Source organism: Nocardia sp. NBC_01499 (assembly GCF_045040275.1).
Lineage (GTDB): Bacteria > Actinomycetota > Actinomycetes > Mycobacteriales > Mycobacteriaceae > Nocardia.
This window is the reverse complement of record NZ_CP109426.1, coordinates 820,006-833,050: the sequence shown is the minus strand read 5'-3', so window position 1 is coordinate 833,050 and position 13,045 is coordinate 820,006. Positions and strand designations below refer to the sequence as shown.

At 68.1% G+C, this 13,045-nt stretch carries 5 protein-coding genes; 1 reads left to right on the top strand and 4 read right to left on the bottom strand.

Features of this window, described 5'->3' with window-relative positions; translation table 11 throughout:
• Nucleotides 1-3: 3 nt before the first annotated feature.
• From OG203_RS03645 to OG203_RS03635, 3 genes are all read right to left on the bottom strand, one after another.
• Nucleotides 4-5,460, bottom strand: a complete 5,457-nt coding sequence (locus OG203_RS03645; RefSeq protein WP_405164223.1) for a carboxyl transferase domain-containing protein — start codon at nucleotides 5,458-5,460, stop codon at nucleotides 4-6.
• Between the two features lie 143 nt (nucleotides 5,461-5,603).
• On the bottom strand, nucleotides 5,604-6,005 hold the full coding sequence (locus tag OG203_RS03640; protein ID WP_405164222.1) for a hypothetical protein: 402 nt from the start codon (nucleotides 6,003-6,005) through the stop codon (nucleotides 5,604-5,606).
• A gap of 39 nt (nucleotides 6,006-6,044) precedes the next feature.
• Complete coding sequence (locus OG203_RS03635) at nucleotides 6,045-6,494, bottom strand: ester cyclase (protein ID WP_405164221.1); 450 nt, start codon at nucleotides 6,492-6,494, stop codon at nucleotides 6,045-6,047.
• A 137-nt stretch (nucleotides 6,495-6,631) separates the two neighbouring features.
• Here OG203_RS03635 and OG203_RS03630 point away from each other — a divergent pair, with 137 nt between their 5' ends.
• Entirely contained in the window at nucleotides 6,632-9,244 is a 2,613-nt protein-coding gene (locus tag OG203_RS03630; RefSeq protein WP_405167765.1) for an AAA family ATPase, read from the top strand.
• 104 nt (nucleotides 9,245-9,348) lie between these two features.
• Here the strand turns inward: OG203_RS03630 and OG203_RS03625 are convergent, their stop codons facing one another.
• Nucleotides 9,349-12,771, bottom strand: coding sequence for a BTAD domain-containing putative transcriptional regulator (locus tag OG203_RS03625; protein WP_405164220.1), 3,423 nt, complete (start codon nucleotides 12,769-12,771; stop codon nucleotides 9,349-9,351).
• Between the last annotated feature and the right edge of the window lie 274 nt (nucleotides 12,772-13,045).

Here is a 13,045-nt window from a genome sequence, read left to right as displayed (position 1 = left end):
GGTTTAACCGAGCAGTCGCGTCTCGATCGCCTCGATGATGCGCGGGCGGAGTTCGGCGGCACTGATCACCGCGTCGACCGACCCCACCTCGACAGCGCGGTGGATATTGTGCACGCGGTCGAACTCCGCGGCGACCTCGCTGAGCTTCTCCGTGCGGACCGACGACCTGGTCTCGTCGAGTTCGGCGGTCAGCGCCGCCCGGTCGGTGCCGGACGCGTTCGCGGCGCGCACCGACAGGTCCCGCACCCTGGCATCGGCCGCGGTACGCCGGTTGACATCACCGGCGAACACCACCGCGGCGGCCGGAGCACCACCGAGCACCGACGCGAACGAGCCCTCCAGCGCGAGCACGGTCATATTCGGGTTCAGCTGCTTCGAGAACACCACGAACGCGCCGCCGTGATACCGCGAGATCACGCAGAACACAATGGGCCCTTGGAAGTTCACGATCGCGCGGCCGATCTCGGCGCCGTACTCCAGCTGCAGCTTCTTCATCGATTCCGGCGAGCCGTCGAAGCCGGACAGGTTGGCGAGCACGACAAGCGGGCGGTTGCCGCTTGCCCCGTTGATCGCCCGCGCGGCCTTCTTCGACGACTGCGGGAACAGGGTGCCCGCGGTGTAGGTGTCGGGTCCGTCGGTGGACGGGAAACCGCGCCGCGGCACGCCCCGCGACTCGATGCCGAGCAGACACACCGGAATACCGCCGAGGTGCGCGTCCTGCACGACCGCCGTCTCGGCGTCGGCCATGCCCGCCCAGCGTTCCAGCGTCGGGTGGTCCTGGTCGGAGACCGCCCGCATGACGGTCCGGATGTCGAAGGGCTTCTTGCGGTCCGGATTGGCGGTGGCGGAGAAGATCTGGCCGACGGTGGTGAAGTCGCTGTCGGCCAGGTCGTGCGGGAAGTCGGAGACGTCGCGATCGAGGGGATCGCTGGTCTCCGCTCGCCGCGGCCCTTGCTCACCGGGGGCGATGTAGGTGTGGTCGTAGTGCGCCATCAACACGTCGCGCGCCGCGGTCAGGTCCGGCGCCCAGTACTGCGCCTGGCCGTTCGGACCCATCACCCGGTCGTAGCCGCCGATGCCGAAGTTGTCCTCGGCCGACACGCCACCGGAGAAATCGAGCGCCTGCTTGCCGGTGAGCACCATCGCGGAGTCCGGCGTCATCACCAGGATGCCCTTGGTGTGCATGAGCATCGTCGCTTCGGCGTTCCAATACGGTTGTGCGCCAACGTTGATGCCGGCGACAACGATGTTGATCTCGCCGCCGTCCTGGGTGAACTCGACGATCCGCTTGAGCGCGGCCGCCACCCAGTCCATGTTCTCGGTGCCCGACTCCATGGAGATCCTGGCGCCGGAGGACAGCGCGTACCACTCCAGCGGTACCCGCAGCTGTTCGGCGAGGTCAAGCGCCGCGATAATCCGACGGCACTCCGGTTCCGACAGTGCGCCAAGCGATTTCGTCGGATCGCCGAGCAGCACGACCCTGGTGATGCCCTCCGGGTACTGCGGGGTCGGCGTGCTGACCACGCCCGCGACGATCGCCGCGGTGTTGTGTCCCTTGGGCCGGTCGACCGACACCAGCGCGTGGTCGGCGTCGAGGTCGTACTCGGCGAATTCGCCGAGCATGCTGGTCAGCTCGTAGGGGTACACGGTGTTGCGGCTGCTGGCCCGCAGCACCTTCTGCCGGTACGCGTCGAGCGGCTCGACCACCTCGTCGGTCCGTTCGCCGACGGTCACCTCGGTCGAGTCGAAGCCGATGCGCACGGCGACCTTGGTCAGCTCGCCGGTGTTGGCGTCGCGCTGACGCGCGATGAGCAGGATCTCCTCGAGCCCGGCACCCGCGGTCGTCGGCCGCACGTGCCGGACGACCGTCTCCAGCTCGGCCGGGGTCACGTCGATCGGCGGCCAGATGTACATCACGATGCGGTTGGTGTTGAACCGGTTGGCCGACGGGCGAAGCGACTGTGCCCGGCGGATCGAGTCGAGGCAGGTGGCGATGGCGATCTCGGCGGTCGGCAGCGCGACCAGCCTGCCGTCCTGCTCGCGCAGCGCGGCCAGGTCCCGTACCTGCGCGAACGCCATCAGGCGCTCGTCGGACGGGTTGTCCTTGGCGACGCAGCGGAACAGGTAGACCTCTTCGTCGTCGGAGGACGGCAGCCGGGTGAGGTCGAACTTGCGCAGCCGCTGCATCTGCATCCGCTGCGCGATGTAGGGGTGCAGGCCGCGGATCAGTCGTTCTTCGGCCATGCCGGTGGCCGAGGGACGGAAGGTGAAGTGGTGGTGCATCACCGCGCCGCCGCTGCCGGCGACGGCGACCGTGATCCGGTGCACCTGACTCGGCAGCGGATACGCGCCGAGCACCTCGTGCAATTCCGCCGCCATCGCGTCGAAGTCGGCCGGTTGGTTCTCCCAGCTGAGGTAGATGTCGGCGTCGATGGACGCGCCGCCGCTCGCCAGCTCGGTGAGTCCGCGCAGCGCGGCGCCGAGCGCGTCGAAGCGCACCGCCGTCGAAACCAGGCTCAGGCTGCGGCGTTCGGCGATCACGAAGGTGCAGCCGTCCACCTCGGTGGCGCGGACGCCGGTGAGGCCCTTGTTGCCGTAGTACCGGCGGGTCAGCACCTCGAGCATGACCGTGTTGTCCTGATTGCCGCGCACCAGGCGCTGGCCGAGCAGCCGCACCAGCGGCTCGGTGCTGCGCACCATGTCGGAAATGCGCTCGGCCCGATCGGTCGCGTCCGGCTGTGCGTCCAAGTGGCGCAGGTGCTTTCGGATGTTGGTGTAGACGCGAGCACGGTTGCGCCGCAGCAACGGCTGGCCGTACCAGGCGTACACCACGCCGCGCGCGAGGTCGGCGATCACCGGGAAACGCACCTGCGTCGCGGCGACGAGCCGCTCCAGCGCCAGGCCGACGGGCTCACGCAGCGCCCGATCCGGCATCGGCTCCTGCAGCCACTCGCGCAGCAGCGTCGTGATGACGGTGACGGTGTCGGACGGGCGTTGCTGGGCCAGGAAGATCCGGAACACCGCGGCCTCGAGTTCCGGCGAACGTTCCAGCTCGGTGACACCGTAGTGCGCCAGCGCGTTGGAAAGCTTGTCCTGGAACGACTTCGGCAGCCCGGCCCGCTCGACATCGAGGCTTTGCAGGTAGGTGTGGAAGTACTCGCGTGCGCTGTGCACGTGGCTGTAGGTGCCGTCGTCCTCGGAGGAGCGGTTGTGGCTCAGCTCCGCGAGGTCGGCGAACACCTGCACGAGTTCGAGTTCCTCGGCCAGCGGCCTTCGGCTGTCCGCGAGGGCGGCCCGGCGCGCGGTGAGGTAGTCGCCGAGCACTCGGCTGTCGTCGTGCGGGTCGACGTCGAAGCCGAGCAGCAGGCTGCGCAGATCCTCCTGGCCGCGGGTTGTGCGCTCGTGCGGTTGGACCTGTGCGGACCCGACGGGCAGGTCCAGTTCGACGGTCCCGACCGCGACGGCCGCCTCGTCCTCGTCGTCATCGCCGAGCGGCTCGAGCCACAGCAGCGGCGCACCCGTCTCCACCTGGGTGCCGACGGATACGGCGCATTCCTTCAGCCGCGCCTTGAACGGCGCGCGCAGCACCGTCTCCATCTTCATGCTCTCCAGCACGAGCACCGGTGCGCCCGCCTCGACCTCGGCGCCGATCTCGAGCGGCGTCGCGACAACAAGCGCGGGCGCGGGCGAGCGGACGACGCCGCCCTCGTCGCGGCTGATCCGATGGGTCACGCCGTCGACATCGACGAGGTGGATCGGGCCGTGGGTGCCGGTGGTCAGGCGGTAGCGGGTGCCGTTGACCATGATCTGTCCGGTGTGCCGGTCGAAACGCTCGAGGTCGACGTCGGCGGTACGGATATCGCCACCGGCCTCGATGCCGATGCGGAACCGGTGCGCGCCGATGCGCGCGACCCGAACGCGGTAGCCAGCGCCGCGCAGCTTGAGGTCGAGCGGTCGGCCGCTCTCGTGCTGTACCTGCGGTCGCCCGCCCGAGGCCGTGGACAGCAGTCGATGCTGCTCGGCCCGTTCGTCTTCCTCGTAGGCGTCGATGGCGGCGGCGGCGAGCGCGATGGCGGAGTGCCGGTGCGAGACGAGCCGACCCTCGCCGCGGACGCGGTCGATCCAGCCGGTGTCGGCGCTGCCGTCGATCACCTCGGGCTGGTTCAGCAGGTCGAGCACGAAGCTCTTGTTCGTCGCGCCGCCCTCGATGATCACCCTGGTCTGCGCGACGGCGCGGCGCAGGCGGCCGAGCGCTTCCTCGCGGTCCCGGCCGTAGGCGATGATCTTGGCGATCATCGAGTCGAAGTCGGCGGGAATGGTGTCGCCCTCGCTGACGCCGGTGTCGACGCGAATGCCAGGGCCCGCAGGCAGATTCAGCCGCGCGATGCGGCCGGGCGCGGGCGCGAAGTCGCGGTCGGGGTCTTCGGCGTTGAGCCGGGCCTCGATGGCGTGCCCGCGTTCCACGGGCATGTCGCCTTCGAGTCGACCGCCGGAAGCCACATGCAGCTGCGCGTGCACCAGGTCGAAACCGGTGGTGTACTCGGTGATGGGGTGTTCGACCTGGAGGCGGGTGTTGACCTCGAGGAACGCGAACAGCTGGTCGCCGGGGTGGTAGAGGAACTCGACCGTCGCCGCGCCGCGATAACCGACCGCGATCGCCAGCCGCTCGGCCGAGGCCTTGAGCTCCGCCGCCTGATCGGGCCGCAGCACCGGTGACGAGGACTCCTCGATGACCTTCTGGTTGCGCCGCTGCACCGAGCAGTCGCGCACGCCCAGCGCCCACGCGGTGCCCTGGCCGTCCGCGATGACCTGGACCTCGACGTGCCGGGCACCGGTGACCAGTCGTTCCAGGAACACCACGCCGCTGCCGAACGCTCGTGCGGCTTCCTGCCTGGTGCGTTCGTAGGCGTCGACGAGGTCGGCGTCGTTGGTGACAACCCGGATACCGCGCCCGCCGCCACCGGCGGTCGCCTTCAGCATCAGCGGGTAGCCGATCTCGGCCGCCGCCGTCATGGCGGCCTCAACGGTCTCGACCGCGCCGCGGCTCCACGGCGCGACGGGCACGCCGACCTCCTCGGCGATCAGCTTCGCGCCGATCTTGTCGCCGAGTTTGCGCATGGCATCCGGGCTCGGTCCGATGAAGGTGACGCCGATCTGTTCACACAGTTCCGCGAATGCGGGGTCTTCGGCGACGAAACCCCAGCCGACCCAGGCCGAGTCGGCCCCGGTCGACACAAGCGCGCGCTCGAGCGCTTTCAGGTCGAGATACGGTCGGGCGGATGCCGGACCGAGGTCATAGGCGATATCGGCTTCGCGCACGAACGTCGCGTTGCGGTCGACATCGGTGTACAGAGCAACGGTTTCGATCGGACGCGCGGTTGCCGCGGCCAAATCTCGGACGGCGTGGATGAGGCGCATAGCGGCCTCTCCCCGGTTCACGATGGCGATGCGGCTGAACACTCGCCGACTCCTTCCTCTCCAGAGCGCTGGCCCGGTCGACGGGCGAGGGGTTGCAACTCACGGTCACGCGTAGTGTGCACTGTCAAACCACATATGTGCACAGCGTTCGGGTGTTACCGGCCCGTAGCGTCCGAGAAGCCGTGTCAAGGGCGGGATTCGAGCCGCTGATCCATGGTGGCATTCGACCGCGAACGCCTGCGCAGAATGTGATGGACGACGGCAACGGTGACGCCTGTGACCACGACGATAGCGGCCAGAACCGGGTTCATGTCCTTCGATAGGCTTTTCGCTGGGTCGGATCGCGATGCCCAAATAGTCAGCGGGACAGCGTAGGCCACCGCGAGCGCACCGGCCCACCAGCGCAGCGGGCGCAGCCGGGCATCGCGCAGGGTGCCGATCACGACGAGCGCCACCGGAACGATGGCAACCATGGCGAATTGTCCGATGATCAGGACGGGCACGGCCCACGCCGAGATGAGGACGGTGCGAGCGAGGGGATAGGTGTCGCGTTCTGTGCGGTCACGTGACGATGTGTTGGTGGACATGGGTCTTCTCCTATGGTCGTGTGTGGGGGATGGGGTGGTTTATGGCTGGACGCCGAGCGTCGTCAGCAGCACGTGCACGTCGGAGTTGACCCAGTACTCGGCAATCTTGTTCTGCTCGATGCGCACGATGTCCGTGCCGGTGAACCGGATCGCCGTGCCCGCCGGGGCGGTCGCGCCGGGGAATCCGCCACCGTAGGTGCCGACGGCGACCCAGCGGATCGCCAGATAATCACGATCGACAATGGGGCCGACCGCCACGTTGAACACCAGTTCGGTGAACGCGGCGCGCGTCTGCGCGATCCAGCCGATCAATCCGTCCGGCCCCTGGGCAGCGTCGCCGCCACCGTCCATCATCGCGGCGTGCACGGAGAAGTCCTGGGCGACAATGTCGTTCGCGGGGGTGAAGTCGCCGTTCCAGATGGTCAGCCAGCCGTCGAGTAGGTCCCGGTACGCGGGTGCGACGTCGACGGCTGTCGTATTCTGTGCCATGGCAGAGCCTTTCGTAGTGTCTTGCGCGTCGTATCTCGTGCCACAAGTCTCGATGCGGCGCTGGCTCGTTCGCGTCGGTAATTTCTACCTATCCGCGAGGTGGCACGGCGGCCGCGATCAGGCAAGATCAGCCTGTGATGTATTTGGTCGGACGTTCCGAGGAGACCGCGCGGTTGCTCGCGCTCCTGCACGAGGCGAGGGAATCTCGGGGCGGCGCGCTGGTCCTGCTCGGCGAGCCCGGCATCGGCAAGAGCACACTGCTCGACCACCTGGCCAAGGCGTCCTCCGGCTTCCTGGTCATGCGCGCCTCGGGTGCCGAATTCGAGACGGAACTGCCGTACTCGGCGCTGCACCAGCTGTGCGGCCCGGTCCTGGAACACCTCGACGCGCTGCCGCCGCCACACCGCAGCGCGCTGCGGATCGCGTTCGGCATGGAAACCGGCACCCCTGACCCGTTCCTGGCCGGTGCCGCCGTGCTCGGCCTGCTGCTCGAACACGATCGGCCGCTGCTGTGCCTCATCGATGACGCGCAGTGGCTCGATCACGCCTCGGCGCGAGCGCTTGCCTTCGTGGCCCGGCGAATAGGTGCCGAACGAGTGGCCATGGTCTTCGCCGCGCGTGCTGGCGTAGCCGGATTGGACCAGCTACCGCGGGTGGACATCGAGCGGCTGAGCGAATCCGAGGCGCGCGCGGTGCTGATGCGCGAGATCCCCGCCTCGCTGGACGAGCGGGTGCGCGACCGCATCCTGGCCGAATCACGTGGCAACCCACTGGCATTGGTGGAACTGCCGAGGACAGCGGGGCTCGCGGGCATGGCCGGCGGTTTCGATCTGCCGGCCTCCCGCGCCGCCGAGCGCAGCTTCCGCGCCCGTCTTTCGGTGCTCTCGCCGAAGGTGCGGCTGCTGCTGACCGTGGCCGCCGCCGAGCCGGTCGGCGATCCCGGGCTGCTGTGGCCCGCGGCAGCACTCCTAGAAGTCGAGGACGCCGCGGCCGAGGAGATACCCCTAGTCGAGTTCGGCACCAGGGTTCGTTTCATTCATCCGCTGGCTCGCTCGGCCGTCTACCAGGCCGCGACCTCGGCCGAACGCCGCCGCGCGCACGGCGCTCTCGCCCAGGTCAGCGATCCGATCACCGACCCCGACCGGGTCGCCTGGCATCGCGCCCTTGCCAGCGCGGGCCCCGACGAGGACGTGGCCGCCGCGCTGACCCAGTCGGCCACCCGCGCGCGAGCCCGAGGCGGCGAGGCCGCCGCGGCGGCTTTCTTGGAACGCGCGGCCGCGCTGACCCTCGACCCCGGCATGCGGTCCGAGCGGGTGCTCGCCGCGGTCGAGGCCAAGCTGTCGGTCGGCGACTTCGGCGTCGCCGCCGAATTGCTCTCGACCCTCGACGCCGACGACCCGCGCGTCGACCTGCTGCGCGGCCGGATCTCCTTCGCCCGCTTCCGCGGCGACGACCTACCGACCGCCCACCTGCTGCGGGCCGCCACCCGGCTGGCCGAGCGCGATCCGGCCCGTGCGCGCGAGTGCTACGTGGACGCGATCGAGATGGCCATGCTGATCGGCGGCCTCGACACGGTGATCGACGCCGCGCGCACCGCGCCGGCCAACCCGGAACCGCACACCAGCGCCGACATCGTCCTCGACGGCATGGTCGCGCTGGTCGTCGAGGGACATCAGGCGGCCGCGAAGCTGCTGCGCGCGGTCATCGCCGACGGCGCCGACGCGGTGTGGAACAGGTGGCCGACCCTCGGATTCCTTGTCTCCCTGGAGTTGTGGGACGCCGACGCCAGCCGCGGCATCGCGACCGCGACCACCGCGTTCGGCCGCGAGCTCGGCAACTTCCACATGCTGCCGATCGGGCTTGCCATGCTCGCCACCATCACCGCGCACTCCGGCGACTTCGGCGCGGCCGCCGCGATGATCTCCGAGGAGGAGGCGATCGCGGAGGCCACCGGCGCCGCGCCGCTCGTCTACCCGCGAATCCACCTGGCCGCACTGCGTGGCAGGCGCGCCGAGGCCGAGGAACTGTTCGCCGGAGTCGGACCGGAGATGACCCTCAGCGTCCAGTACGCGACCGCCGTCCTCAACAACGGTCTGGCCGACTACCCCGCGGCGCTGCGGGCCGCCGAGCAGGCCGTCGCCACCGGCGATCTCGGGATGGCTGGCTACGCGCTGCCCGAACTGGTCGAGGCCGCGGTGCGCTGCCGTGAACTGGACATCGCGCGCGCCGCGCTCGCGACACTCGTCGAACGGGCCGATGCGGGCGGGCAACCCTACGGACTCGGAATCGCATCCTACGCAAGGGCTTTGGTCGACGACGACGAAGAAGCCTACCGTCGGGCCATATCGTTGCTCGATTCCACCGGCTTCAACGTCTGGTGTGGCCGCGCCCACCTCGTCTACGGCGAATGGCTGCGCCGGGAGGGCCGCCGCCGCGACGCCAGAACCGAACTGCGCCGAGCCAACGAGCTGCTCTCAGCGATTGGGGCCGAGGCGTACGCGGCCCGCGCGGCCGCCGAACTGCGCGCCACGGGCGAGCAGACCCGAAGCCGATCCGACTCCGTCGCCGACACACTCACCGTGCAGGAGGTGCACATCGCGCGCCTGGTCGCCGAGGGAGCTACCTCGAAAGAAGTGGCGGCCAAACTGTTTCTGAGCCCGCGCACCGTAGATGCCCACCTGCGCAACATCTTCCGCAAACTCGGCATCACCTCCCGACGCCAACTCCGCGACCTCCCTGCCATCCGATAGGGCCGGACTGACCCCGGACGGCGTGGCCATGGCCGCCCGCGTCGCCGAACGCGCGGGCTGAGTCGCCAGCCCGGTAGTGCCGGAACAGCTTTCGTGTCGTCTGCTCATCGGTCGCCGATGTGCTGTCGCACGCGGTCGGGACATGTTTGGCGGGCCAACTCGCCCAACGTCGGTGGGCGGATATCGCGTCGGATCGAATTCGCGGCTCGGTGGAACTCGGCCGAGTGCGCATTGGCGGTGCGCGTCGCGGTGGCGGCCAGGAACGTGGAATCGATGCTGGCGACGTGATTGGCGATGCGGTGGGTTTCCGGCAATCCCAGCGCGGCCGCGATCGTCAGTGCGGCTTTCCAATGCTTGCGGGCGACCGTGAAGTGCGACGAGCAGTAACTCACCGTCGCGATGGCGTCGTAGGCGAGCATCTCCTCGTACGGTGAGCCGGAGGCATAGGCGATGTGTAGTGCTCGCTCGTTGTGGGCGAACGCTTCTCGGTAATGACCTTGCCGACGATGGACATCACCGATGCCGAGATGCGCGCAGCACTTGAGAATCAGGTCATTGTTGCGTTCGGCGCGCGCCAAAGCCGTCCGGAAGCTTTCGAGCGCCATCTCGTACTGCTTCATCTGACAGTAGGTCGTGCCGAGTCGAATCGAAAAGTAGTTGTGGAACAAGGTATTCGACGACATCGGCGTCAGCGTCTTGCGCGCGTCCTTCAGGTGCGCGAGCGCGTCGTCATGGTTGCCGATCCGCACATCGGTGTCGCTGATTCGCATCAGGGCACAGGCACGGAGGTAGGGGTCGCCATTGTCGTCGGCGACGCCGACCGCCTGCCAGAGATACTCGAACGCGTCCTCGTAGTAACCCATCCGCTCATGCACCTGCCCGAGCCCTTGCAGCGCATAGCCTTCCATGAATTGGTCACCGATCGAACGCGACAACGACAGCGACTGGTGATAACCCATCAACGCATCCCGATAACGACCCAAACGGAAGTAGACCAACCCGCTGTGGTGCATAGCCCGCGCCGCATTGGCATAGTCACCCAAACCATGCGCAAGCCCAACGGCATCGTCGAGCACGATCAGCGCCTGCCTGCAATGCCGCATGCGCCAGAGCGTGTAACCGAGATTGACCAGCAGCCGGCACTCTTCCGCATGCTGACCGCTAGTGCGGGCGACCTCGACGGCATCGAAATGCAACGTGATGGCGTCGTCGGAGCAGCGAAGCCCGGTCACATAGGGCCACCACAGAATCTCGGAGAACAGCCTGGTGTAGTCGGCCCAGCGGGTCTTGGTCGCCTCACGCGCGATGGCAAGCAGGTTGAGCCGTTCGCTGTGCAACCAGGCCACGCATTCCTGATGATTGGCCAGCGCGGGCGTCGGTGTCAGCGGCCTCGGCAGGTCAGCGATTCTACTCGTCCGATCGGGCAGGATTGTGTTGCTGACCGCCCACGCGGCATACCGGTAGTAGTCGAAGAGCCGGGTCAGCGCCGCGCCGCGATCGTCGGTCGGTTCGGTCAGTGTCGCGGCGTAATCGCGCACCAAGTTGTGAAACCGGTACCGCCCGGAGACGACCTGCTCCAGCAGATGCACATCGACAAGCGCTTCCAGGATCTGTTCGGCACCATCGACCCCGAGATCGGCCAGTGCCGCGGTGGCGTAGGCGTCGAAGTCGCGACCAGGGTGCAATCCGAGCAGCCGGAACACCCGCTGCTGATCGGCCGGTAAGTCCTGAAAGCTCGCGGTGAGCGCGGTGGCCACGCTGCGTGACCCCGCGGAAAGATGTTCGAGGCGTTGGCTCGGATGTCGAAGCCGCTCGGCCAGTCGGTCGATCGGCCATACCGGACGCGCACGCAACCGACCGGCCGCGATCCGAATCGCCAGTGGCAGATAACCGCACAGCCGAACCGTTTCCGCCACCGCGTCGGGCTCGGACAGCACCCGGTCGTCATTGACGATCGTCGCGAACAGCGTCGTCGCGTCTTCGCGCGAAAGTACATCCAGCGACAGGGTTTGCGAAACCTCCAGGTCTACGAGCCTGCGTCGGCTCGTGATCAGCACCAGACAGCTGGAGGTGCCGGGCAGCAGCGGCCGGATCTGATCGACGTTGGCGACATTGTCCAAGACGAGCAGCGCCGACCGAGCGGCGATCTTGGTGCGCCACAACGCCGCTCGGGCATCCAGATCCGGCGGTATCGACTCACTCGACACCCCGACCGCGCGTAACAGCCTGTCCAGCGCCACCATCGGCTCGATCGGCGCACTCTCGGCCGCATGCCCGTGCAGGTCGATGTAGAGCTGCGCGTCGGGATAGTGGCTGCTGAGTCGATGGGCCGCGTGAATCGCCAGGGTCGTCTTGCCGACCCCGGCCATGCCATCGATGGCCTCGATCAGCACCGTCGGGCGCGCCTTCGGCGGGATGTCGGCAAGCACGCGACACATCTCGTCGTCCCGGCCGGTGAAGTCCGCGATATCACCGGGCAGCTGGTTGCTGCTCGGCAGCGCCTCGGGCTGCAGTTCCACCTTACCGACGTCGGCCACACCACCGATATCGCCGATCGAGAGGTCGTCGTCCGCGGGCCTGGCCAGCCCCTCACCGGCGAAATCGGCGACACCGTAGGCGGATTCATCGCCGATCGAAATCCGCGCGTTCGGCTCGACCGGCGGTTCGATCTCGTCACGCAGGATCCGCCGGTGCAGCTCGCGAAGTTCGCGTCCCGGTTCGATCCCGATCTCCTCGGCCAGCCGGCGCTGCGCGTCCTGGAAGACCATCAACGCCTCGGCCTGGCGCCCGCAGTGGTAGAGCCCGAGCATGAGCAGCGTGCGAAACCGCTCCTGCAGCGGGTACGAGCTGACCAGCGGCGCGAGCTCGGCGACCGCCTCGGCATGATGCCCTCGGGCGAGCTTGATCCGGGCACGGTGCTCGAGCGCGGCCAGATATCGCTCCTGCAGCCTGTGCCGTTCGCCTTCGACGACGGGTCCTGCCAGGCCGCTGAATGGTTCACCGCGCCACAGCGCCAGCGCCGCATCGGTGTGTGCGGCCGCCGCGGCGAGGTCGCTATCGCGTCGGCAGCGCTCGGCGGTCGCGATGAGCTGGTCGAACGCGACGTGGTCCGATAACGACGGGTCGCCGTGTAGCAGATATCCCGTCTCGGTCCGCACCAGCGCGGGTTCGGCGACCCTGCGCCGGGGCGCCAAGGCGCGGCGCAGGCGGCTGACATAGGTCTGTACGCCGTTGCGCGCGTCAGCCGGGGGGTGTTCGCCCCACACTCCGTCGATGATCGCGTTCACCGTTACCGGCCGGTTCATCTCTAGCAGCAGTGCCACGAGCACTGCCTGTTGTTTCGCTGTGCCCAACTCGATCTCACAGTCATCCCGCCATGCCGTGAACGAGCCGAGCACTCCATATCTGATCTGTGTGTGCGCCATGGACAAGCCCTCCTGAACCATGTGCTGCCAGCGCAGAGCATAAGCGGCACGGGCCTCGTCCAGCGCGGGAACGAGGGGATAGTTACCACTTTGACCAGTCATTTACGCACTAGTACAGCGTCAGTTACGCAGCCTGCTACATCCTGATCGAGTGTGCTGCAGCATGTTTCGGGGGCTACGGTTTCGGGGGCAGTCGTCGTGCTGCCCAACTCGCGACAGCTCACCTAGTTATGGTCAAGCGTCCACTTGTGGGCTCGACTACACGGCGCGCCGGTTGAGCCGCCGCTTCGCCCGACTACCGCGGTCTGCGGACAGGGTTGTCGCCCACGAGGATTCGGGATGGGCGGAGCGTGTGTGTGCTACGACGTGACCCGGC